Raw genomic sequence first — 25,719 nt, forward strand, 5'->3', positions numbered from 1 at the left:
CTTTTTTAATACAATGATAAATAAATATTGTTAAAAAATGGTATAATCGTTTTAGTAGTAAGGGGAATAGGATGTTAAAGAAAAGGATAACCATGATTGCAATGAGGGGGAAAAATATAAGATGCGAGATATAAAGGGACATGATGTCTTGTAGGAGCTGATATTATGAAATTTAATAGCGCTTAAATGTGATGAATTAAAGGGGGGAATGAAATGTTAAAAAAAATCATGATCATGATGTTACTGTTCATCGTAGCAGGGTGTCAAAGACAAGAGAATCTACAGGAAACACCGATTCATACATCCATTCAATTATTTTCAACTTTAACAGGAAATTTAGTTCAAACAGACGACGAGTCTTATAAAGAATATGTTGAATTATTTCATGATCTATTCAAAGAAAAGGCAACGTATGAAAAGTTTCTAGGATTAAAAAATATGACAGGCTCAACAGGAGTGAGTTATTCAAACTTCGTCATGATGCAGTTAGATAATGGGGAAATGATACTTGTCTCCTTTGTTCCATGGCCAGAAGAAGACCGATATGAAATTTACGATATTTATCTTGTACCAGATTCAGTGAAGTATTATTTTGAAGATATTCAAAACTAAGCGCCAGCCATGATAAAATACTTGAAGAAGGGTTCACAGATGACGAGTAAAGCGTTTAGATATTCCATTGAAATTAAATAGGCCGCTAATGATTAGCGGCCTATTTAATTATTTGAGGTTCTGATTCGTTTATTAAAATTGATTACAATTTAAGAGAATCAGTCCATTTTCTTTGAGGTAAAAAAGGACTGATATTAAATGTCATTAATGTTTTTGTTCTTTTTTCTTAGTTGTCACTCCAGTTCCTGGAACAGGTTCACCTGCTTCATAAACTTTACCAGGTTGTTTAACTTTTTTTTCATTATATTTATGCATTTTTCCTGACATCATTTGTCACCTCCTTCATCGTTATGATTTACCAAAAAAATTAAAGTAATTCTCAATTGTGACATAAAAAAGATAATTTTTTATTGGGGAAGCGTTCGATAAAATGCTATTAAAGTTAAATGGGTGACAATCTTGACACCTAGATTCTACTTTACATTCACTGGGAATTTCTTGTATGATGGGAATGCGTAAAAGTTGTAGAAATCGCATGAAAAAATGTATAAATCCTAAATTTTATAGGCAAATTTGGAGAAATCCAAAGACGCAAAGCTAAAGGGGCTAAGGTCAATTGAGACTATGCTAGCCAGTTGCCGAAGAAAATCTATTCTTTGTTCGTCATAAATTGATTAAAACTAACATGATGTTGATTAGTTATGAACTTTTTGTGGTGCTTAAATTAGATGGTAACTACCCTTTAGGGTAGTTTTTTGTTTTCTTAGGCAGGAATAGTTTTCTTAGTCAGATAAGAGGCGAATATTCCATTGTTTTATTGAATAATCCTTAAAAATTTTCCAAGGGGGACGAAGTATGAAAAAACAACTATCAGCTATTTTAGCAGTATCATTGATAGCATCTAACTTTTCACCAATGATCGACATTTATGCTAGTGAATTAGCAAAAGAAACGGTAGTCGATTTAAATGAATCAAAAAGTATGCAAAGTGTTACAGCAACAATTACGCCATTTACCTTAACAAATTATCGTAACTTTGAATCGTATAATGAACAATTTAAAATAGCAACAAGTCAAATTAAATCGATTACGAATAACGGGGGACAGTATTCATCAAGTTCAATTGATAAAGCAATTGATGGAAATTTATCAACTCATTGGGAAACCGGAAAGCAGAATAATTCTTCCTTTAAAAATGAAGTTGTCTTTGAATTTGAAGAAGTTGAATCCATTAATCGTTTAATCTATGCGACTCGACAAGATTCAGCAAAAGGTAAAGGATTTCCAACTGAATTCGAAATTTATGGTTCTTTAAGTGGAAGCGATGAAGATTATCAATTATTAGTAACGGGAGAACATAAAACAACAGGAGATCTTTTAGAATTTAAATTTCCAACGATGACAGTAAAAAAAATTAAATTTGTTTTTAAAGAAGCTAATCAAAATTGGGCGAGTGCTTCAGAATTTTGGTTCTATAAAGAAGATGCTATTCTTGAACAAATGAATGAAATGTTTACGAATGAATCAAAAAATGAATTAAGTTCCCATGTTGATACACTTGAAAAATTAAATGAATTCGAAGCCACAGTGATGAATCATCCTTTATACGATGAGTATAAAGAAGATTTTAATAATGCACGAGTTTTACTTGAGAGTATGGAAGTTGTTTATATGAATGCGATTGTATCTAAATTCACTTCATTAGCGGATGAACGATTAGAGGCATATGACGAGTTATATAAAATTCCTTCTGAAAAAATTACAAGTATTACAACAAATGGTGGGCAATACGCATCGAATGATATTACTAAAGCAATTGATGGTAACTTCAATACTAACTGGCATTCAGGAAAACAAAATACATCAACTCATACAAATGAAGTGATTGTGACCTTGGATGAATTAACAACAGTTAACCGAATCATGTATACCAATAATCGTTCACGCGGTTTTGCTCAAGAATTTGAAATTTATATTTCAAAAACTAGCCAGGGAGAAACGTTTGAAAAGGTAACCAGTGGACAAATGTCAATTGATACGAATCATACGATGGAAATATTATTTAATCCAACAGAAGCACGTCGAATTAAATTTGTGTTTACTAAGGGATATGAAGATTGGGCAGTTGCCTCTGAGTTTGGAATTTATAAACAAGATAGCTTATCAGAAATGATGAATCGATTATTCGTTGATCCTTCAATGAGTGAAATCACTCCTGAATTTGGAACTCTTGGTGCACTTAATTCCTTGATCGAATTATCAAAAAATCATCCATTTGCGGACGAATATCTTGAAAAATTAAATTTAGCAAAAGAATTAATAGAATTTGGTGTTATTCAATCCGGAACATCAAACGTGTCAAAGTTTACACCTTTCTATACGGATTATATCAATCAGTATGATGAGCAATTTCGTGTAAACATTTCTAATATTAGTAATAATGGTGGAAGTTATGGTGGAGCAGCAATAAATTATGCGATTGATGAAGATGTAACAACTCACTGGGAGACAGGAACCCCTAATAGTGAAACATTTAAGAATGAAGTCGTATTAACTTTAGATAAAGCAACCGAAATCGATCGTTTAACCTATAAGGCGAGAACAATTAATAAAGGATTTCCAACCAAGTTTAGTATTTATATTTCACCGGTCGGATCAGGGGATAATTTCCAAAAAGTTTCAGAAGGTGGTTATACTGTTACAAATGATATGTTAGAAATCAAGTTTGATTCGACCAAAGCAAAACGTATTAAATTTGTCTTTGAAGAGGCTTATCAAGATAGACCATCTATTGGAGATATTCGCGTTTACAAAGAAGATACTGTCTTAAATCAAATGAAAAACTTATTTACGGATGGATTAATGGATACCGTATCTGAAGCGTATAATACGATTGAAAAATTAGCAGTGTTAGAAGCAGAGGTTGAAGGACATCCGTTAGCAACTGTTTACTTAGAAGAGATTCAAATTGCAAAAGATATTTTGAACGGGGAGTTACAAACTATTAAAACAGTTGTTGCCGAACAGCATGGGGATCGTAATGCTCACGCCAGTCAAAATTTAAAATTTGGATTCGGGGATAACTTCCAATCAACAGGAATTGTTGCTTTAGCAGGTAAAGAAATTACAGTTTATGTGGATGCAGAGCCTGGACAACCGCTACCACAATTAGTTTTTTCACAGCAAGAAGGAAGTTTTGCAAATTGGGGAAGAACAGTTAGCTTACATATTGGGAAAAATGTTATTACAGTACCGACAGTTTCACAAAATGATGGATGGTATAATCATAGTGTGACCCCTGGTGGTGCCGTTTATATTTTAAATCCATATACAGAGGAACAACAATCTAAAGCTCCTATTATCCGATTCGCTGAGGGGGTTGAAAAATTCCCAATGATGGATGCTAATACAAATGAACAAGAATTTTTAGACTTACTAAAAGATTATAAAACTCGTCTAGATGCAGATAAGGCCGCTAATCCAGATGTAATGGATCGTCAAATGATTGATGTCGTTGAAGTTGTTTCTGATCACCTAGTATTCACTGGGACAGCAACGGGGGCTTATACAGCGTATATCGAGCAAGAATTTGGCCCAATGAATACCGTTAATATGTACAATGATCATATGGACATGGTATTTGATTACTTAGGGTTAGACGGAAGTAGCCTGCAACATGATGTGAAGTATACACGTGAAAATATCCGTTTAGCACAACCATTTGGATATATGTATGCAGCAGGAAATCATATCGGTGTTCAAAGCGATGTGATGGTTTCAATGCTAACGAGCATTGGTGGATGGGGTGTTGACCATGAAATGGGGCACCGTTTAGATATTGGCGTTCGAACAATTGGAGAAGTGACGAATAACATGATTCCTCAGTTCTCATCATATTATTACAATAAACCAAATAAACGAATTCCATTTGAAAGCCACGTTTATAAAAATGTAATTGCAACAGATAATAACGCCTATTATGCAGGTGGATATTTTGAACAATTAGCAGTATTTTGGCAACTTGAAATGATCTATCCAGGTTATTGGGGGAAATTAAATAGCCTGTATCGTGAAAATAATGTCGTGTTAGATTCGAGTAATACAGCTAATGATAAATTAAATCAATTAGCTAAATATTCTAGTATTGCTTTAGAGTTGGACTTAACGGAACATTTTGAACGCCATGGATTCTTCGTGTCAGATGAAACAAAAGAATTCACTAGACAATATGAAAAACCAAATGTGAAGACTTGGTACGCTAATTACGATTACATCGAATACGAGGGAACGGGATTTGATGATAATGTCACCACAGCACTCAATCTATCGACATTATCAGATCAAATTAAACTCACATTCCATGTTAATCAAAGTGCCTCAAATGATGTCATGGGATATGAAATCTTTAAAAATGGCGAATTAATCGGATTTACCTCAACTAATAGCTTTATTGATACCGAGGCCGTTATTGGCGAACAAGTTGAGTATACGGTTGTTGCTTATGATAAAACATTACACACAGCAACCCCTGTTAGCATTCAATCGCTATCACCATCGCTTCATGTACAGCAAGAGACATATACCATTAAACTTCACGAATCATTCAATCCAATGGACTTAGTGAAGGCAACAAACTATCTTGGAGAGGATATGACGGATTCAATTGTTGTCAGTGGAGCCGTTAATACGGAAGAAAAAGGAACTTACTCAGTTGAGTATACAGTCGAAGATCACGGAGTAACTGCAACTAAAACGATTCTTGTAACCGTTGTAAGTGACTATGATTACTTATCAGATTTACAGTGGTCAGACTCTAAGTTAGGTTATGGAACAATTCGTAAAACAGATATTAAAGGTCGTGTGAATGGAGACATTAAAAACTTTGAAAATGGACTTCGAATTCATGCAACATCTAGTGTTACCTATGATTTATCAGACTTAGACTATGACTATTTTGAAGCCTTAGTCGGTGTGGATATGACCATCGTTGAACAAACCAATTCAAGTATTAAATTTGTGATTAAAGCCGATGGAGAAGTTGTAGCGACAACGAATACATTACGTCATGCTGATAATATGGTGGCGATTAAAGTTCCAGTTCAGGGTGTAAATGAATTAGTAATTGAAGTCAATGATGCCGGAAATGGAAATACAAGTGATCATGGGGTGATTGCTCATCCTATTTTAACAACAAACAATGCTAAACCAAGCTTAACGGTGATGGATCAAACCTATTACTTAGGAGAAGCGGTTGATTTTAGGGCAGGATTAAATGCCACTGACGCAGAAGATGGAGATTTAACAGAGGAAATTGAAATCATTTCAAATAACTTTGAAGAAAATAAAGTGGGACGCTTTGAAGTGACTTACCGAGTTAGTGACAGCGATGGTAATAAGGTGGAAAAAACGGCTTATGTTGTTGTGTATGAAGATTTTACAGTAATAAAATCAAAATACGGTCAATTTAGTCAATTAGCAGCGTATAACGAAATGTTTAAAATTCCAGTCGCATCAGTTTCTAATAATGCCGGACATTATGGAAGTAGTGTGATTGCAAATGCAATAACATCAGATTTAAATGCGCATTGGGAAACAAATTCACCAAACAGTCCAACCTTTAAAAATGAAGTCGTGTTCGATTTAGGAACAAATTCGGATGTCGCAACGATGACGTATGCGGGGCGTCGTGGTGGAAAAGGATTTGCAACAAAATTTGAAGTTTATGTTTCAAGTGAAGCAACAGGAAATGACTTTATCTATGCCGGAGCAGGAACCTATACAGGAAATACTAATGATGTCATTCAATTCACTTTAAATCGTCAAGACGTTCGTCGTGTCAAATTTGTCTTCGTTGAAGCGAATCAAGGGTGGGCATCAATAGGAAATGTTTCATTCTATAAACAAGATGAGATTGCGAAAAAACTTCAAACTCAATTATTTACAGATGAAACACAAACAGAAGTGGCTGAAGCTTATAATACGTTTGAAAAGCTAAATGCTTTCAAAGAAGAAATTCAAGCAAGTTATCCAGCCTATGAACTATTTGAAGCCTACTTTGTCAAAGCAGAACAAGTGTTACAAGCGAAACTTCCTGTTTTAACTGTTGAAAAAGATATAGCGGTTAAAGTTGGGGAAACATTAGAAAATATAGCAGGTATTTATCAAGCCATCGATCAAGAAGATGGTGATATAACACCGTCTGTCATCGTGAGTGGATTAGAAGGCATCAACTTTAATCAACCAGGAGTGTATAGCATTCATTATAAAGTTGCAGACTCTGATGGTAATACAGTTGAAAAAACGCGCCATATTTCGGTTGTCAACTTAGAAGACTTCGACTACTTAACAGATTATGATTGGACTTCAGCTAAACAAAGCTATGGAAGTACAAAAAAAGATCAATCGGCAAGCTCAAATACATTACGCTTAACAAACGAAGATGGAACGGTTGCAACTTACGAACGAGGAATTGGAGCCCACTCAACGGCAACAATTATGTATGACTTAAGTGACAAAAACTACGATATTTTCTCAGCATATGTCGGGGTAGATCGTGCCATGCATGGAAGTGTTGGAAGTGTACAATTTGAAGTCTTTGTTGATAATGAATTAGCCTTTGATAGTGGGGTCATGAATTCACGTGATGCTAAAAAATATGTTGAAGTTAGCATCGCTGGAGCAAAACAACTTAAACTAGTCGTTAAAGATGGTGGAAATGGTGATGGATCAGATCACGCCACTTGGGGAGATACAAAACTACATTTTGCCAACAGTGAAAGTGTGGGAATTGATCGAACACAACTCGATGATTTACTAACAAGCATCAGTGAGTTAAATGCAAACCATTATACAGAAGCATCTTGGAGTGAATTAATCTCGGTTGTCACAAGGGTTAATGAACAATTAGCAGCGGGTTATACGCAAGAAATTATCAATGAATTAACAACTCAATTGGCACAAGCTTTAGAACAATTAATTGTGGCAACAAATTACGAATTATTAATTGAATTAGTAGAGCAGGCGAACCTGATTGATTTAGAAGGTTATACAGAAGAAAGTATTGCCCTTTTACAAACCACTATTAATCAAGCAATGGAGATGCTTAAGGCGAATGATAGTCAACAAGCAGACGTCAATCAAATGATTGAAAAACTGCAATCCGCAATAAATGGATTAGAAGAAATAATCGATTTAACTCAAGTTATTGAGTTTGAAGATTCAATTTTAAAATCAGCTATCATTAGCCAATTAAATTTAGCAACAACAGAGATTACACTAGGGGATTTATTAAAATTAACTGAATTAAATGTGAGCTCTTCTCGTATTTCTAGCCTAAAAGGATTAGAGTATGCGAACAATCTAGAGACATTAGATATTTCATATAATGAAATTAAAGATTTGTCTCCATTATCTTCATTAACAAAATTGGTAAATGTTAAAATAGAATACCAAATCATCGAGGGTGGAATGTTAACCCCGCAAGATGGAAAAATTCAATTTAAATTCGATGTGATTAATCGAAAAGGTGAAAACCTATTGCCAATTTTATCTTTAAGAAATAATCGAACCTTCGAGGAGACGACACTTGAAACGATGATTGATGAGAATGGATTTATTACCATTGATGTTAACACATTAGACTCTGGTGTTTATACACTTTATGTTGGCTTCATTGATCACTTTGATGATTTACAACTTCAAGTTCTTTATATGTTCGAAAAGTAAAATCTAACAAATAACAAAAAAGAATCCAACTATTGGATTCTTTTTTGTTATCACTAAAGTAAATTGGATGAAATAAAAAGACAATTTAGATTTTATTTATCTTCGATTAAATGGTAAAATTGGTTTAATATTTTACGTTAGAAAAGAGGAATCACATGTTTGCACATCTAAAAAACAATAAAAAACTCCTATACAGCATCATGGCCTTTACCGTTGGATTAGCTTTGATTCTTGCCTTCAATCTCATTCAAAATCTTCAATTGATCATCGCAGCTATCAAAGAATTCATGGCTGTCATCACCCCTGTTATCATTGCATTTGCGATTGCCTACATTTTATGGAAACCAACCGTATTCGTCGAAAAAAATCTCCAAAAAATGACTAAAAAACTTATGAAAAGGGACCTTTCATCAGGTGCTTCACGAGGAATCAGTCTTTTAATTGTTGTCTCTCTCGTTGTAATGCTAATTTTATTATTATTTAATACGATTATTCCGCCTATTATCACCAACCTAAAACTACTAGTCGACTCAATTCCAGCTCTGCATCAGACCTTCAACAAATATATAGATGACATTAGTCCATATATTCAATCTTTTATAACAGAAGAACAAATTAATGAAATCACACGTGCCATTACCAACTTATTAAGCTATATCGCAACCCAAATCCTTCAATTTGGAACCGGCATGATTACAAATATGACAGGATTTATTATTAGTGTCTTAACAACCATTATCCTATCCATTTACTTCCTTAAAGATAAAGAAACACTAACAAGATCAGTCTACAAAGCCGGACAAACCTTACTCACACCAAATGGACTCAAAAGAAGCCAACAATTCCTAAAAGATTTAGATGCCGTCTTTGGTGGCTTCTTAATTGCCCAGCTTATTGCTGCCATTTTGGCAGGGATCTTCTCATCCCTTATTTTAATTGCCATCGGTCATCCCTTTGCACTACTCGTTGGACTCGTTACCGGTGTTGCTAACGTTATTCCCTATGTTGGACCAATACTTGGTGCCGTACTAGGAGGTCTTCTTGGGCTCTTCTCAAGCCTTAAGATGGCCATATTATCTCTCGTCTTACTAACTATCTACCAACAACTTGATGCCAACGTCATCCAACCTAAACTTCTAAGCAATAGCGTTGGACTCAACCCAGTCTGGGTTCTTATCGCCATCTTAATAGGTGGACACTATCTTGGAATGCTTGGAATGATCGTTTCGATTCCATCAGCCGCCCTTTTTCAAATTTATATGACACGTCGCTATAACCGCCTAAAAGCGGCCAATCGAATCTAAAAAAAGAGGATGTATCCCTAATGGATACATCTTTTTTATTAAATTGATAAAAACAAGCATCTTCCAACTAAAAAAACAAATACTTTACAAAAATCGATAAATACTAAGCATTAGGAGGTGAAGTATCTTGTTTATTCCAAAAAAAGTTTACATCGAAAAAGAAGCATTAGACTATAAACTAGGAAAAGAATTGCAAAGACAGTTCTTAGAACATGGAGTTCCAGTTGAAATATTAGAAAATAATCGGGTCAATTTTTTAAGGGGGAAAACTCCACAAGAAAAATACGAAACCGGAAAACGAGTTCTCGTCGTTGGTGTCAGACGAACACTCGAATTCCAATCATGTAAACCATCTGCTCACTATCAACTTCCACTCGTTACCGGATGCATTGGAAAATGTGAGTACTGCTATTTAAATACTAATCTAAAAGATAAGCCATTTACTCGTATTTATGTCAATGAAGAAGATATTCTCAAAAAAGCTAAACGCTATATCCAAACTGGGAAGTTTAACCCAACTATTTTTGAAGGATCTGCAACCTCAGACCCTGTTCCAGTCGAACCTTATACCCATGCTTTAGAAAGAGCCATCGAATTCTTTGCCAAAGAACCAAATGCCAGATTCCGATTCGTCACCAAATTTACCGACATCGATAACTTGCTCTTCCTAAAACATAATGGCCACACCGAAATGAGATTCTCAATTAACACGGATACGGTAATCGAAAGCTTTGAACACTCTACACCGCGTGCAAAACAAAGAATTGAAGCTGCTAGAAAAGCCATTAAAGCCGGATATCCAGTCGGTTTCTTAATCGCACCCGTTTTTATCTATCCGCACTGGAAAGAAGACTACTTAATGCTCATCAAGATGCTAAAAGACTATCTCCCAAAAGAAGAACTAAAAACCCCCATCACTTTTGAAATCATCTCCCATCGCTACACCCCAACAGCCAAAAACCACATCATGCAAATTTTTGAAGAAACGAAACTACCAATGGATGATGAAAAAAGAACCTATAAATACGGACAATTTGGATATGGAAAATACGTCTATTCAAAAGAAACCATGGCTGAAATCAAAGAACTCTTCGAATTCGGACTTAGCCATCTAGAAATTCCTTACGAAATCAAATACATCATTTAACAATAAAAGAGACTATCTCGCTTGAGTAGTCTCTTTTACTTATTTACTTTACCTTGAATGAAATTCATCTTGAACGCTTCATCTACATAATCACTTGACTTGTGATGAGTCGCTTCCTTCGTCACGCCGACCCATTTCATATATGCCCATTGAACGAGTAGGAGAGGGATTGCAACCATTGAAATCGCCAGAAGAAAATACATAGAAATTCCTCCTTCATCATTTGGCTTAAAGATATTATAGTATGATTATCTTCCAGCGTATATTCAAAAGATTCGACAAAAAAAGCGATCTCATAAGAGACCGCCACTTTTATTTGATACCCGTATTATTAATAATTTTCTGATTATAAGTTGCAACCGTACTAGATGGTTGATAGTCAGACATTTCATAGACAATATCATGCCATTCAATAACATTGTCGCTTAATGTACGAGGAACTAAATAATAAAGACCATCATTTAAAATTCCACCATAACTTAACTCCGTACTTGGAAGTTGTAATTGTTCAACATCTGTAACGCCACTCATTAAGAATTGAGTTCCAAGAGAAATAATCTCATTTGTTGTTAAATTTGTTTGAATATATGGTAAGAAATCATCCACTAAACCGAGTAGTTTAACTTTATTATAACTCATTAACTTTTGCATCGTTAACGTAATGACATGTCGTTGACGCTCCATACGTTCATAATCTCCGTTACCCACCTTACGGATACGCATATACGCAACAGCTTGACGACCATTTAATGTCTGCACTCCAGTTCCATCAATTAAGTCTGCTGGCTCACCACTAACTTCAACATTCATTTCTGCAATGACACGATTTAATTCAGTCAACTCATAATCTTGGATATCAACCTCAATCCCGCCTAATTTATTGATAATATGCTCAACGGCATTAAAGTTAACCGTCACATACTTTTGAATATCTAGGTCAAAGTTTTGATTAATCGCCTGAACAGCAAGAGTTGCCCCACCATAAGCATAAGCATGTGTTAATTTTTCAAAACCATGTTGTTCATTAATATAAGCATAAGTATCGCGAACTAATGATGTAATATAAGCTTTATTTGTTTTGTTATTAAAGGATAAAACCATCATCGCATCCGAACGTGTATTTTCATAAGCATCCTCGCGAGAATCCACTCCAAATAATGCGATATTAGTTACCCCAGAACCTTTTTTATTACTTAAAACCTCTTCAGAAATTGTTAAGTCATTTAGTTGTTGACGATCAAGCTTCGATAACATAAAATGTGCCCCGACATAACCGGCCCCAGCTAAAATTAATAATACTAATACCATTATAAGAAAGCTTTTTAAACAACCGTACTTCTTAGCACGAGCATCTTTTGCCTTACCCATTTTCTTCACCTAGTTTCTATAGTTTATATAAGTAGTCTCAGAATAACTACATAATTTTATAATAGACGACAGTAGAATACAATTAATAGTATATTAATTTTTACAAAATTTATATAAGTAAATCCTAACTTTAACTAAAAATCTATTAACAGGTCATTGGTAACTAAAACTGAATTATGTTACAATGAATGAAAATAAAAGTTGAAAAATGGAGCGGATCATATGTCTACAATTGAATTATTAGCACCAGTGGGTCACCGCGAAGGATTACTAGCCGCCGTTTCAAATGGTGCAGATGCCATCTATGTGGGAGGATCTGCATTTGGCGCGAGGAAAGAAGCAGCCTTTTCAAACGAAGAACTAATTGAAACAATCAAATACAGTCACCTACATGGTGTCAAAGTTTACGTTACTGTGAATACGACAATTTTTGATGCAGAACTCGAAGCCTTACAAGAATATATTCACTTTTTATACCTAAACGACGTTGATGCGATCATCGTTCAAGATATCGGAGTCGCTCATCTAGTCAAAGAACTATATCCAGACTTCGAATTACACTTCAGTACCCAAATGACACTTCATAATACAAAAGGAGTAGAATTTGCAAAATCATTCGGAGCAGACCGAGTTGTCGTTGCCCGTGAAAATACACTAGAAGAAATCAAAGCGATGAAACAAGCCGTTGATATCGATTTAGAAGTCTTCGTACACGGTGCCCTTTGTGTTTGTTACTCAGGACAATGTTTAATGAGTAGTATGATAGGAGCACGCAGTGGAAATCGTGGTGCCTGTGCCCAAACATGTCGTCTGCCATACGAACTAGTAGACCTTAAAAGTGGTGAAACACTGGATTCAAACGTTGGAGACTTCATCTTAAGCCCACGCGATTTAAAAACAGTTGACCATATTGGAGAACTAATTGAAGCGGGAGTAACCTCATTTAAAATTGAAGGTCGCCTCAAAAAGCCAGAATATGTTGCAACAGTTGTCAAAGCCTACCGAGAGGCGATTGACCAATACCTAGAAAACAAAAAAGTCAAACTATCAAAACAAATCCATGCCGACATGGACCAAATCTTCAGTCGCGGATTCACAAAAGGATTCCTGTTTGGTGAAAAAGGTCTCAACTGGATGAGTGCTGACCGTCCAAACCATAAAGGAATCAAAATTGGAGAAGTGGCAAACGTCAAAGGAAAACGCGTAACCCTCAAACTCACGTCAGCCTTAGAAGTAGGAGATGGACTACGATTCGTCGGACAAAAAGATCAAGGACTTCAAGTACAAAAAATGTTTGTTAAAGGCCAAGACGTCAAACTTGCCAATCCAGGTCTCGTTGATTTAGACTGCCCATTCCCTGTAACTAAAGGCATGCCAGTCTACAAAACGACATCCGTTTCCCTAGCAAAACGTGTGGAAGTCACTGAGAAAACAGTTCCTAAAATCGACATCTATGGAGAAGTTAGTGCTAAACTTGGAGAACCACTGCGTATCATGGTTTGGGATGACGCTTCAAACATGGTAACCGTTGAAACGGAAGAACTTTTCGAAGCTGCAAGTAACACCCCGCTTTCAAAAGAACGACTCAAACAACAGCTTGAAAAAACAGGTAGCACGCCATTTAAGTTTGGTTACTTGAGCGTGAATATGGATGAATCTGTGACCATGCCGATTTCTGTGATTAATAAAATCCGTCGCGAGGTGATTGGGCAACTAGAATTAAAACGTAGTCGCCACTTTGAAACACGTGAAAAAACACACGTCACTCTCACGAATCCACAACCTGCAAAACATTCAGAAACGACAACACTTAGCGTTAGTGTAAGAAACCTAAAACAGTTAAAAACAATCCTTGAACGCCAAGACATCGAAACCATTTATTATAAAGAAATTAAAACATTAAAAAAGGCAGTGGAATTAGCACAACAATACAATAAAACCATCATTCCGCAACTTCCACGCATCATTAACGATGAAGAAATTAAAGAAACAGTTGAGATTCTGGAATCATTACCATTACAAACCGTTATGTTAGGTGAATACGGAATGCTAGAGGCACTAAAGGATTCAGGATACAACCTAATGAGTGATTTTGCTTTCAATAATAATAATGTGCAAAGTATCGAAGCTTTAAAACAATTGGGAATCACACAAACGACTTTATCTTATGAAATCAACCAAAAACAAATACGTACACTGTTAAAATACGCCTCTTTACCAGTAGAAGCAATAGTCTTTGCACGAATTCCGATGATGATTACTAAACATTGTCCTGTGAAGCTTTTAAACCAGCCAAACCAAGAATTCTGTCGCTTATGTCTAACCACACCATTTGGGCTACGCGATCGCAAAAACAAAATTCTTCCACTGCTTCGCACAGGAAACTGTATCACAGAAATTTTTAATTCACAGCACTTAATCCTCATCGAATTCTTACAAGAGCTTCAAAAAATGGGAGTCTCTAAATTCCGTTTAGAATTCACAAATGAAACAGAAGCAGAAATGCATCAGGCGATTACTGCTTATCAAACAGCCTTACAAACAAAGAATATTGATGTTGACTGGCTAGAACAGTATAAACAAACACAAGATTATACAAAAGGACACTACCATCGAGGAGTAGAATAATATACAAAAAAACAGCATGATTTTTATGCTGTTTTTTTGTATATTATAAAGAATTTAATGCCAAAATAATAATTATAAGAAAAAGTATAGAATGAGGTTGTTTTAGATGATGGAAGTTTTAGCTTCAATATTGTTAGCAGCATTTTTTTATGTTGTCATCTTAGTTTGCTATAAAATAATGGGTAAAAGAGAACTAAACCAACTAGGTGCGGTCGATGTTGTTATTAATATCTTAATTGCTAATATAGCAGCTTCGGGTATCGTTGAAGAATCTTTTTGGGTTGATGCCTTTGGCGGCGTTGTCATGATTGTAACACTCCAAGTTCTAATGTCAAAAATTCAGTTACATAAAACAAAGGTACGTGACATTGTAGATGGAGAACCCTCACTTATTATAAAAAACGGTAGAATCGATTACTCTGAGCTTGGGAAAATACGCATTGATTTAGATGACTTTATCATGCTACTTCGCACTCAAGGTGTAGTTAATCCAGAAGATGTTCAGTATGCCATTATTGAAAAGAATGGTAAACTCATTGTGTTTGAAAAAAAATTACCAACAAAAGTTTTCCCTCTTCCCCTTATTGTATCAGGCTCAATTAAAGAAAAAGCCCTTCAAAGTTTTGGACAATCAAAACAATGGTTAAAAGATACATTGCGTAAACATGAAGTAACCAATCTAAATGAAATTGATTATTTATTTTATGAAGAACATAAGTTTATCATTTATACTCGTCAGGGAATGAATAAAATAAAAATCAATGAGCTATAAAAAAAGTGCAGTGATATTCACTGCACTTTTAAGCTTCTTTATCAGAAATGTCATCAAATAATGAAACACGATCTCCATTTGATAAAGCATTTAACATATTTTGTTTTGCCATTGGATAATCACGATACAATTTCTTTAACAACTGTTTAACATCCTCGCGCTTCGTATGCTTATCCATAGGACAAGTACTCGGCACAATCGGAACATGACGATTTGCCGCAGAAATAATATCATCCTCATAACAATAAACTAATGGACGAATAAAAGTAACATCAGTACGATCTAAATACATTTTTGGCTTAAATGTTGCCATGTATCCATTATACATCGTATTCATCACTAATGTTTCAACTGCATCATCAGCATGATGCGCCATTGAAATCTTATTACATCCAAGTTCAACACCTTTCTTAATTAAAATAGCTTTCTTGAACTTAGAACATAAAGAACATGGAATTTTTCCATTTTCGTCTGCATTTAATTGTAATATCTCATAAACTTGTGTATCTACTAAATGATATTCAATACCGTGTTCTTTACAGAATTCGACAACAGGATTGAAATCCATTCCTGGAAATCCAAGCTTTAATGTAATTCCTACTAATTCAAACTTCACAGGAGCAAATTTTTGATATAAATGAAGAGCATATAATAATGCCATACTATCTTTTCCACCACTAACACCGACAGCGACTCTGTCACCTTCTTGTATTAATGAAAAGTCTTGATCTGCTTTACGAATGCATCCTAGTACTTTTTTCATACGGGCTCACCAACCTTTTTAGCATACTCGGATGTCATTATATCGAATAAAAAATAAAAATACAATCATTTAAGCTCTAACATTTACATGACAATCGTCCGTTATTGGTAATAATATGATAAAATAGAAATATTAACAATTAAAAAGGGAGAATAATAATGAATAAAAAAATAATTATGGGTATTATCATTTTCATTCTTTTATTAACCCCCGTTGGATACTTCATTACGAAAACGGGATGGTATGAAAACTATCGACAGGCTCAATTCTTAGCAGCTGTTATTAATAATACTAAGAATCTGGAAACGTATCATGTTAGTTTGAATGTTAATTACGATATATTAGGATATCAAATGGAATTAAGCAGTGAAGGAGATGTTTCACAATCTGATTCAACGGTGTCGCATCTTAATTATTTGATTAGAATGAATGGCTATGGGGTTTCACCAATGACGGTTGAATTAGAGCAATATGCACAATGGTCGGCCCAGAATAAAATTTTATATATGAATTTAAATAGAGGGCAATGGTTTAAAGAAATAGATCCAACTTCAGATAAATATTATCAATATTTTGTTGATTTTAATAATCTTGATTATTTAAATCAAATTTATAAAGAAACAGTGAAAAATGAAAATGCAAATGATTTTGTGATATTAGAAGATAATAATGAACAACAAGTTATTTCAGTTTATGTTGATTTTTTAAAGGCTGATCAAATGATTCAAATTCTAATTGGGGAATTATTAAATGTATCACCTGATATTGATATTAACGCTATTTATCAATTAGCACCAAAGGTAAATTATATTTTTACAATCGATAAAGAAACAGAACGAGTTTTAGAGTATGAGCTATCTTATAAAGATGGAATTCAAGAAATCATTAAGCAACTTCAAACAGCATATTCTTCTTTTTTTGCAACAATCAGTGAAGATCGATTAGCAACTATGTATTTTGATTTGAAAGTTAAAATTAGTGACGGAAATAAAGGAAATAAAATTGAAATTCCATCTAATGTAGTTAATTCAGCTATATCAGTTTCAGATATAAGATAATCAATTTAAACTGCCGACTTAATAATCGGTAGTTTTTTTTATAAAAAAAACGTAAATGAATGTATTAATTTGTCGAAACGACACATATTAAGATTGTCAGGAGGTGAATGACATGCCAAATCAAACAAATAAATTAGTAGTACCTGGAGCACAAGCTGCAATCGATAACATGAAAGCAGAGATTGCAAGTGAATTAGGTGTAACTCTTGGAGCAGATACATCTGCTCGTCAAAACGGTTCAGTTGGTGGAGAAATTACTAAACGATTAGTAAAAATGGCTCAACAACAATTAGGATCAACAAAATAAATGTAAAAAATTTGTCGGAATCTTAAGTATTAAATATTAATATTAGAAGGTGACTAAAATGGCAAATAAATCAAATAAATTAGTAGTACCTGGAGCACAAGCTGCAATTGATAACATGAAAGCAGAGATTGCAAGTGAATTAGGTGTAACTCTTGGAGCAGATACATCTGCTCGTCAAAACGGTTCAGTTGGTGGAGAAATTACTAAACGATTAGTAAAAATGGCTCAACAACAATTAGGATCAACAAAATAAGTGTAAAAAATTTGTCGGAATCTTAAGTATTAAATATTAATATTAGAAGGTGACTAAAATGGCAAATAAATCAAATAAATTAGTAGTACCTGGAGCGCAAGCTGCAATTGATAACATGAAAGCAGAGATTGCAAGTGAATTAGGTGTAACTCTTGGAGCAGATACATCTGCTCGTCAAAACGGTTCAGTTGGTGGAGAAATTACTAAACGATTAGTAAAAATGGCTCAACAACAATTAGGATCAACAAATCAAAAATAACATTTAAAACCTTAAAAATATCAACACGACTACAAACTACAAAAAAAACGATCACTAGTGATCGTTTTTTTTTGTTCTAAAAGTTTATACAACTGACATATAATCATATTTTGGGTATAATCATAAAAAAGGAGGAAAAAATATGAATATCTTAATTTATCCAAAGTGTAGTACCTGCAAAAAGGCAATTAAATGGTTAAACGATGAAGGTGTAAATCATACAGTTAGACATATTGTAGAGGAGCCCTTAAGTATAGAAGAAATTAAATCAATTCACGAGAAATCTGGTGAAAATATTAAAAAGTTTTTTAATACAAGCGGAATGAAGTATCGCGAGTTAAATTTAAAAGATAAATTATCGCAGATGACTTTAGAAGAATGTTATGCATTACTTGCTAGTGATGGCATGTTAGTGAAACGCCCATTAGCATATAATGAGAAGGATGTAACTTTAGGGTTTAAAGAAGATACATACAAAGATGTATGGAGTAAGTAATGAATTCTTTAAAGGAAGTTAATTACCCAGATTTAAAGGAATTATATAAAATTAATTCTGTTGTTGTGGCTTTAGCTCATACCCCAACTTGTGGAACCTGTGTTCTAGCAAAAAAAATGTTGTTCATAGTTAGTGAAATTTTAAAGTCATTACCTATTGTACAAATTAATTTGAATTATAATTCTGATTTAGCGATGAAAGAAGAAATTTTTTCTGTTCCATGTATCTTAATATTTAAAGATTGTAATTGTGTGGAAAAAATCTACGCTATAGAATCAGTTCCGAATTTATATAAAAAGATATCTTCTTATCTTTAATATCCAACTCATTATCATTGTATGGTAAAATAATACATGTATTAGGGAAATGTAATGATAGGGAAAGAAGGGATGAGAGGTGCATTCTCCAGAGATAGGGCAACATGTAGAAATTCATAGTTATAAGCATAATGGAAATATACATCGTATTTGGCACGAGACAACTATTTTAGACGCCTCTGATCAAGTATTAATTGGAGCTAACAATAAAACATTGGTCATGGAATCAGATGGAAGAACTTGGTACACAAGAGAACCGGCCGTTTGTTATTATTATACTGAATATTGGTTTAATGTTTTATGTATGCTAAGGAAGGATGGCGTATATTTTTACTGTAATATAAGCTCACCTTTTGTTTATGATCAGAAAGCTATTAAATATATTGATTATGATTTAGATGTAAAAGTATTCCCGGATTTTACCTATAAAATTTTGGATGAAGATGAATATAGAAAGCATAAGAGTGAAATGGATTATCCAGAGGAAATTCAATCAATTATTTATCAACAATTAGATATATTAATAGATATGATTGAAAATAGGCGTGGTCCTTTTGCACCTGGTTTTGCAGAGCATTGGTATTATGTATATAAAAATCGATTTATAAAAAGGTGAGTGAAAAAATGCGTGATCCAAGATTACAAAAGTTAGCAAAATCTTTATTGGAGTATTCAAATAAGATACAAGCAGGACAACATGTATTGATTAAGGGGAATTATTGTGCAAAGCCATTGATTAAAGAGCTTATTAAGGAGACATATCGACTTGGTGCTTTCCCACATACAGAAATTCTTGATGATGAAATTGGAAGAGAATTGTCACTGGGTAATACTGAAGAGCGTATGGAGAAGGTAACAGAGTGGCAGTTAGATAAATATAAAAATATTGATGCTTTTGTTTCAGTATTTGCAGATGAAAATGATTCTGAATATAGTGATGTGCCAACTGAGATTAAAGTCATGCAGGCACGCGTTGCGAAACCGGTTTCAAATTTAATTGTAAATGAAAAGCAATGGGTATTATTGAATTATCCAACTCCTGCATTGGCTCAAAAAGCGAAGATGAGTTTAGAGGCATTTGAGGACTTTTTATTAGATGTGTGTTTAGTGGATTATTCAAAAATGAATAAAGCAATGCAAAACTTGAAAAACTTAATGGAAAAAACAGATCAAGTTCATATTGTTGGACCAGGGACTGATTTGACATTCTCTATTAAAGGTATACCTGCGGTGCCATGCGCTGGAGAATGTAATATTCCTGATGGAGAGGTTTTTACTGCACCGGTTCGTGAAAGTGTAAACGGAACAATTCAATATAATACCCCTAGTCCCTATCAAGGAACTGTTTTTAATAATGTCAAACTAGAGTTTAAAGATGGAAAGATAGTTAATGCGACAGCGGATAATGATATCGAAAAACTCAATGAAATTTTTAATACTGATGAAGGGGCTAAATTTATTGGAGAGTTTGCCATAGGAGTTAATCCACTAATTAAACACCCAATGGGAGATATTTTATTTGATGAGAAAATTGATGGAAGTTTTCATTTCACACCAGGTCAAGCCTATGAAGGAGAAGCAGATAACGGAAATCGATCGGCAATTCATTGGGATTTAGTCTTGATTCAACGCCCTGAATACGGAGGAGGATCAATTTACTTTGATGATGTATTGATTCGTGAAAATGGACGTTTTGTTATTAAAGAGCTGGAATGTTTAAACCCTGAAAATTTAATATAGTAACAAAACACCCTTGGAGATATTATTTCAAAGGGTGTTTTCATTAGTAGGAGAATTTTTTTAAAAAAAATAAAAAAAATGATTGACAGTTTTCGACAGAATGAGTATTATATAAAGGTGTTGAAAAACAATACCGTTCAAAATATAGTTTCAAAAAAATATTCTAAAAAATATTGACAGAAATTATGGTGTGTGATAAGATAATCAAGTCGTCGAAAGAAGACAAAAAAAAGAAATCGAAAGATTTTAAAAAAACTTCAAAAAAGTGTTTGACAGAAAGAGTTAAACATGATAAGATAATCAAGTCGCTGAAACAAGTGACAAAGAAGTTCTTTGAAAACTAAACAGAACGTCAACAAACATTACTTTAAGAAAATAAGTTTCTTAAAAGAAGCTTAGGATATAAACAAACTATTATGGAGAGTTTGATCCTGGCTCAGGATGAACGCTGGCGGCGTGCCTAATACATGCAAGTCGAGCGAACCACTTCGGTGGTGAGCGGCGAACGGGTGAGTAACACGTAGGTTATCTGCCCATCAGACGGGGACAACGATTGGAAACGATCGCTAATACCGGATAGGACGAAAGTTTAAAGGTGCTTCGGCACCACTGATGGATGAGCCTGCGGCGCATTAGCTAGTTGGTAGGGTAAAGGCCTACCAAGGCGACGATGCGTAGCCGACCTGAGAGGGTGAACGGCCACACTGGGACTGAGACACGGCCCAGACTCCTACGGGAGGCAGCAGTAGGGAATCTTCGGCAATGGGCGAAAGCCTGACCGAGCAACGCCGCGTGAATGATGAAGGCCTTCGGGTTGTAAAATTCTGTTATAAGGGAAGAATGGCTCTAGTAGGAAATGGCTAGAGTGTGACGGTACCTTATGAGAAAGCCACGGCTAACTACGTGCCAGCAGCCGCGGTAATACGTAGGTGGCGAGCGTTATCCGGAATTATTGGGCGTAAAGAGCGCGCAGGTGGTTGATTAAGTCTGATGTGAAAGCCCACGGCTTAACCGTGGAGGGTCATTGGAAACTGGTCAACTTGAGTGCAGAAGAGGGAAGTGGAATTCCATGTGTAGCGGTGAAATGCGTAGAGATATGGAGGAACACCAGTGGCGAAGGCGGCTTCCTGGTCTGTAACTGACACTGAGGCGCGAAAGCGTGGGGAGCAAACAGGATTAGATACCCTGGTAGTCCACGCCGTAAACGATGAGTGCTAAGTGTTGGGGGTCGAACCTCAGTGCTGAAGTTAACGCATTAAGCACTCCGCCTGGGGAGTACGGTCGCAAGACTGAAACTCAAAGGAATTGACGGGGACCCGCACAAGCGGTGGAGCATGTGGTTTAATTCGAAGCAACGCGAAGAACCTTACCAGGTCTTGACATACCAGTGACCGTCCTAGAGATAGGATTTTCCCTTCGGGGACAATGGATACAGGTGGTGCATGGTTGTCGTCAGCTCGTGTCGTGAGATGTTGGGTTAAGTCCCGCAACGAGCGCAACCCCTGTCGTTAGTTGCCAGCATTCAGTTGGGGACTCTAACGAGACTGCCAGTGACAAACTGGAGGAAGGTGGGGATGACGTCAAATCATCATGCCCCTTATGACCTGGGCTACACACGTGCTACAATGGTTGGTACAAAGAGAAGCGAAGCGGTGACGTGGAGCAAACCTCATAAAGCCAATCTCAGTTCGGATTGTAGGCTGCAACTCGCCTACATGAAGTTGGAATCGCTAGTAATCGCGAATCAGCATGTCGCGGTGAATACGTTCCCGGGTCTTGTACACACCGCCCGTCACACCACGAGAGTTTACAACACCCGAAGTCAGTGGCCTAACCGCAAGGAGGGAGCTGCCTAAGGTGGGGTAGATGATTGGGGTGAAGTCGTAACAAGGTATCCCTACCGGAAGGTGGGGATGGATCACCTCCTTTCTATGGAGAAAGAGACGTTCTGTTTAGTTTTGGAAGAATTTCTTCCAAAAGTTGATCTTTGAAAACTAGATATCTTCAAACAGAAGAAAAAAATAAAGAATTATTTTTTATAGGTTAAGTGAATAAGGGCGCACGGAGGATGCCTTGGCACTAGGAGTCGAAGAAGGACGCGACAAACGGCGAAACGCCTCGGGGAGCTGTAAGTGAGCTTTGATCCGGGGATATCCGAATGGGGAAACCCGCTAGTGGTTATACGCTAGCACCATATGGTGAATACATAGCCATATAGGAGACAGACCCAGGGAACTGAAACATCTAAGTACCTGGAGGAAAAGAAAGAAAAATCGATTCCCGTAGTAGCGGCGAGCGAAGTGGGAAGAGCCCAAACCGGCACTAGCCGGGGTTGTAGGACCTTCATAATTGACAAATCATGATAGCCGAGTGGTCTGGGAAGGCCAACCGGAGAGGGTGAGAGTCCCGTAGGTGAAATTGTGAAATGCATGGAAGGAATCCTGAGTACGGCGGGACACGTGGAATCCCGTCGGAATCAACGAGGACCATCTCGTAAGGCTAAATACTACCTAGTGACCGATAGTGAACCAGTACCGTGAGGGAAAGGTGAAAAGAACCCCGGAAGGGGAGTGAAAGAGAACCTGAAACCGTGTGCCTACAAATAGTCAGAGCCCGTTAATGGGTGATGGCGTGCCTTTTGTAGAATGAACCGGCGAGTTACGATATCGTGCGAGGTTAAGCAGAAGATGCGGAGCCGTAGCGAAAGCGAGTCTGAATAGGGCGAAGAGTACGATGTTGTAGACCCGAAACCGTGTGAGCTAGCCATGAGCAGGCTGAAGGTCAGGTAACACTGACTGGAGGGCCGAACCAGGGCACGTTGAAAAGTGCTTGGATGACTTGTGGCTAGGGGTGAAATTCCAATCGAACACGGATATAGCTGGTTCTCTCCGAAATAGCTTTAGGGCTAGCCTCGATGGCAAGTCTACTGGAGGTAGAGCACTGAATGGGTGATGGCCCCACCTCGGGGTACTGATCTCAATCAAACTCCGAATGCCAGATAGATATCATCGGGAGTCAGACTGTGGGTGATAAGGTCCATGGTCAAAAGGGAAAGAGCCCAGACCGCCAGCTAAGGCCCCCAAGTGTCCGTTAAGTGGAAAAGGATGTGGAGATGCACAGACAACTAGGAGGTTGGCTTAGAAGCAGCCATCCTTTAAAGAGTGCGTAATAGCTCACTAGTCGAGTGACTCTGCGCCGAAAATGTACCGGGGCTAAACGGACCGCCGAAGCTGCGGATTGACACTTAGGTGTCAGTGGTAGGAGAGCGTTCTAACAGCGGAGAAGCAGTACCGGAAGGAGCTGTGGAGCGGTTAGAAGTGAGAATGCCGGTGTGAGTAGCGAAAGATAGGTGAGAATCCTATCCATCGAAAGCCTAAGGTTTCCAGGGGAAGGCTCGTCCGCCCTGGGTAAGTCGGGACCTAAGGTGAGGCCGAAAGGCGTAGCCGATGGACAACAGGTTGATATTCCTGTACCACTTATTAAACTGATGGAGTGACGGAGAAGGCTAAGTTGAGCGTGTTAATGGATTCACGTGTAAGCAGTGAGGTGGTCATGTAGGCAAATCCGCATGGCATAACATTGAGCTGTGATGCCGAAGCCGTATGGCGAAGTCAACTGATGTCACGCTTCCAAGAAAAGCTTCTAGGGTTAATTTAGTAAGTGCCCGTACCGATAACCGACACAGGTAGGCGAGGAGAGAATCCTAAGATGAGCGAGAGAACTCTTGTTAAGGAACTCGGCAAAATGACCCCGTAACTTCGGGAGAAGGGGTGCTTGTGAAAGCAAGCCGCAGTGAATAGGCCCAGGCGACTGTTTATCAAAAACACAGGTCTCTGCTAAACCGCAAGGTGATGTATAGGGGCTGACGCCTGCCCGGTGCTGGAAGGTTAAGAGGAGAGGTTAGCGCAAGCGAAGCTTTGAATTGAAGCCCCAGTAAACGGCGGCCGTAACTATAACGGTCCTAAGGTAGCGAAATTCCTTGTCGGGTAAGTTCCGACCCGCACGAAAGGCGTAACGATCTGGGCGCTGTCTCAACAAGAGACTCGGTGAAATCATAGTACCTGTGAAGATGCAGGTTACCCGCGACAGGACGGAAAGACCCCGTGGAGCTTTACTGTAGCTTGATATTGAGCACTGGTGACACATGTACAGGATAGGTAGGAGACGAAGAAGCCAGGACGCCAGTCTTGGTGGAGTCGCTGTTGGGATACTACCCTTGTGTTACTGGGGTTCTAACCCGTGGCCATGATCTGGTCAGGGAACAGTGTCAGGTGGGCAGTTTGACTGGGGCGGTCGCCTCCCAAAGAGTAACGGAGGCGCCCAAAGGTTCCCTCAGAATGGTTGGAAATCATTCGAAGAGTGTAAAGGCAGAAGGGAGCTTGACTGCGAGACCTACAAGTCGAGCAGGGACGAAAGTCGGGCTTAGTGATCCGGCGGTACCGAATGGAAGGGCCGTCGCTCAACGGATAAAAGCTACCCCGGGGATAACAGGCTGATCTCCCCCAAGAGTTCACATCGACGGGGAGGTTTGGCACCTCGATGTCGGCTCATCGCATCCTGGGGCTGTAGTCGGTCCCAAGGGTTGGGCTGTTCGCCCATTAAAGCGGTACGCGAGCTGGGTTCAGAACGTCGTGAGACAGTTCGGTCCCTATCCGTCGTGGGCGTAGGAAATTTGAGAGGAGCTGTCCTTAGTACGAGAGGACCGGGATGGACACACCGCTGGTGTACCAGTTGTTCTGCCAGGAGCATAGCTGGGTAGCTACGTGTGGACGGGATAAACGCTGAAAGCATCTAAGCGTGAAGCCCCCCTCAAGATGAGATTTCCCATTCGAAAGAAGTAAGATCCCTTGAAGACGACAAGGTAGATAGGTCAGAAGTGGAAGTGTGGTGACACATGGAGCGGACTGATACTAATCGATCGAGGACTTAACCAAAGAAACTGAAGAAGATATCTAGTTTTGGAAGATTAA

The 25,719-nt window shown here is 37.2% G+C and carries 18 protein-coding genes, 2 rRNA genes and 1 riboswitch; of the genes, 16 read left to right on the top strand and 4 right to left on the bottom strand.

Going from position 1 to position 25,719, the window contains the following annotated elements; genetic code table 11:
* Positions 1 to 213 precede the first annotated feature (213 nt).
* Positions 214 to 612: a hypothetical protein gene (locus HLK68_RS08235; protein ID WP_006784109.1), complete on the top strand. Its 399-nt coding sequence runs from the start codon at positions 214 to 216 to the stop codon at positions 610 to 612.
* 204 nt (positions 613 to 816) lie between these two features.
* Here HLK68_RS08235 and HLK68_RS14710 read toward each other — a convergent pair whose 3' ends face one another.
* Positions 817 to 942, bottom strand: a complete 126-nt coding sequence (locus tag HLK68_RS14710; protein ID WP_006784108.1) for a hypothetical protein — start codon at positions 940 to 942, stop codon at positions 817 to 819.
* Positions 943 to 1,168: 226 nt separating this feature from the next.
* A riboswitch (cyclic di-GMP riboswitch) is annotated at positions 1,169 to 1,255 on the top strand.
* Between the two features lie 212 nt (positions 1,256 to 1,467).
* Between HLK68_RS14710 and HLK68_RS08240 the strand changes: the two genes are divergently transcribed.
* The 3 genes from HLK68_RS08240 (at position 1,468) to splB (ending at position 10,788) form a co-directional block, all read left to right on the top strand.
* Positions 1,468 to 8,337, top strand: coding sequence for an NPCBM/NEW2 domain-containing protein (locus HLK68_RS08240; protein ID WP_132942839.1), 6,870 nt, complete (start codon positions 1,468 to 1,470; stop codon positions 8,335 to 8,337).
* 155 nt (positions 8,338 to 8,492) lie between these two features.
* Positions 8,493 to 9,641: an AI-2E family transporter gene (locus HLK68_RS08245; RefSeq protein WP_129821763.1), complete on the top strand. Its 1,149-nt coding sequence runs from the start codon at positions 8,493 to 8,495 to the stop codon at positions 9,639 to 9,641.
* A gap of 127 nt (positions 9,642 to 9,768) precedes the next feature.
* On the top strand, positions 9,769 to 10,788 hold the full coding sequence (splB, locus tag HLK68_RS08250) for a spore photoproduct lyase (protein WP_006785019.1): 1,020 nt from the start codon (positions 9,769 to 9,771) through the stop codon (positions 10,786 to 10,788).
* 35 nt (positions 10,789 to 10,823) lie between these two features.
* On the opposite strand, the gene HLK68_RS08255 is transcribed toward splB, so the two are convergent.
* The gene (locus HLK68_RS08255) at positions 10,824 to 10,991 is read right to left on the bottom strand and encodes a hypothetical protein (protein ID WP_006785018.1); all 168 of its coding nucleotides are present in this window, start codon (positions 10,989 to 10,991) and stop codon (positions 10,824 to 10,826) included.
* A 109-nt stretch (positions 10,992 to 11,100) separates the two neighbouring features.
* The gene (locus HLK68_RS08260) at positions 11,101 to 12,156 is read right to left on the bottom strand and encodes an LCP family protein (protein ID WP_006785017.1); all 1,056 of its coding nucleotides are present in this window, start codon (positions 12,154 to 12,156) and stop codon (positions 11,101 to 11,103) included.
* Positions 12,157 to 12,378: 222 nt separating this feature from the next.
* Here HLK68_RS08260 and HLK68_RS08265 point away from each other — a divergent pair, with 222 nt between their 5' ends.
* Together HLK68_RS08265 and HLK68_RS08270 are read left to right on the top strand one after the other, a co-directional pair.
* Positions 12,379 to 14,784: a DUF3656 domain-containing U32 family peptidase gene (locus HLK68_RS08265; RefSeq protein WP_132942838.1), complete on the top strand. Its 2,406-nt coding sequence runs from the start codon at positions 12,379 to 12,381 to the stop codon at positions 14,782 to 14,784.
* A 106-nt stretch (positions 14,785 to 14,890) separates the two neighbouring features.
* Positions 14,891 to 15,556, top strand: coding sequence for a DUF421 domain-containing protein (locus tag HLK68_RS08270; protein WP_055166230.1), 666 nt, complete (start codon positions 14,891 to 14,893; stop codon positions 15,554 to 15,556).
* Positions 15,557 to 15,584: 28 nt separating this feature from the next.
* Here the strand turns inward: HLK68_RS08270 and HLK68_RS08275 are convergent, their stop codons facing one another.
* Positions 15,585 to 16,319: a tRNA 2-thiocytidine(32) synthetase TtcA gene (locus tag HLK68_RS08275; protein WP_006785014.1), complete on the bottom strand. Its 735-nt coding sequence runs from the start codon at positions 16,317 to 16,319 to the stop codon at positions 15,585 to 15,587.
* A gap of 158 nt (positions 16,320 to 16,477) precedes the next feature.
* Here HLK68_RS08275 and HLK68_RS08280 point away from each other — a divergent pair, with 158 nt between their 5' ends.
* The 10 genes from HLK68_RS08280 to HLK68_RS08325 all read left to right on the top strand — a co-directional run bounded on the left by HLK68_RS08280 (position 16,478) and on the right by HLK68_RS08325 (position 25,683).
* Entirely contained in the window at positions 16,478 to 17,377 is a 900-nt protein-coding gene (locus HLK68_RS08280; RefSeq protein ID WP_006785013.1) for a hypothetical protein, read from the top strand.
* A 112-nt stretch (positions 17,378 to 17,489) separates the two neighbouring features.
* A complete protein-coding gene (locus tag HLK68_RS08285; protein ID WP_009606951.1) occupies positions 17,490 to 17,684 on the top strand; it encodes an alpha/beta-type small acid-soluble spore protein in 195 nt (64 codons plus the stop codon).
* Positions 17,685 to 17,742: 58 nt separating this feature from the next.
* Positions 17,743 to 17,937: an alpha/beta-type small acid-soluble spore protein gene (locus tag HLK68_RS08290; protein WP_055166227.1), complete on the top strand. Its 195-nt coding sequence runs from the start codon at positions 17,743 to 17,745 to the stop codon at positions 17,935 to 17,937.
* Positions 17,938 to 17,995: 58 nt separating this feature from the next.
* The gene (locus HLK68_RS08295; RefSeq protein WP_009606949.1) at positions 17,996 to 18,196 is read left to right on the top strand and encodes an alpha/beta-type small acid-soluble spore protein; all 201 of its coding nucleotides are present in this window, start codon (positions 17,996 to 17,998) and stop codon (positions 18,194 to 18,196) included.
* 142 nt (positions 18,197 to 18,338) lie between these two features.
* On the top strand, positions 18,339 to 18,692 hold the full coding sequence (locus HLK68_RS08300; RefSeq protein ID WP_006783172.1) for an arsenate reductase family protein: 354 nt from the start codon (positions 18,339 to 18,341) through the stop codon (positions 18,690 to 18,692).
* On the top strand, positions 18,692 to 19,009 hold the full coding sequence (locus HLK68_RS08305; protein WP_006783173.1) for a thioredoxin family protein: 318 nt from the start codon (positions 18,692 to 18,694) through the stop codon (positions 19,007 to 19,009). Before HLK68_RS08300 ends, HLK68_RS08305 begins: the two co-directional genes overlap by 1 nt.
* 79 nt (positions 19,010 to 19,088) lie before the next feature.
* Positions 19,089 to 19,625 carry a DUF402 domain-containing protein gene (locus tag HLK68_RS08310; protein ID WP_006783174.1) on the top strand — a complete coding sequence of 179 codons (537 nt, stop codon included), beginning with the start codon at positions 19,089 to 19,091 and terminating at the stop codon, positions 19,623 to 19,625.
* 8 nt (positions 19,626 to 19,633) lie between these two features.
* Positions 19,634 to 20,749 (top strand): aminopeptidase, encoded by a 1,116-nt coding sequence (locus tag HLK68_RS08315; RefSeq protein WP_055166224.1) that lies wholly within the window; start codon positions 19,634 to 19,636, stop codon positions 20,747 to 20,749.
* A gap of 413 nt (positions 20,750 to 21,162) precedes the next feature.
* Positions 21,163 to 22,678, top strand: a 16S ribosomal RNA gene (locus tag HLK68_RS08320).
* A gap of 112 nt (positions 22,679 to 22,790) precedes the next feature.
* Positions 22,791 to 25,683: ribosomal RNA gene (locus HLK68_RS08325) — 23S ribosomal RNA — on the top strand.
* Together the 16S and 23S rRNA genes form the textbook arrangement of a ribosomal RNA operon.
* Positions 25,684 to 25,719 lie beyond the last annotated feature (36 nt).

Source organism: Turicibacter sanguinis (assembly GCF_013046825.1).
Classification (GTDB): domain Bacteria; phylum Bacillota_I; class Bacilli_A; order MOL361; family Turicibacteraceae; genus Turicibacter; species Turicibacter sanguinis.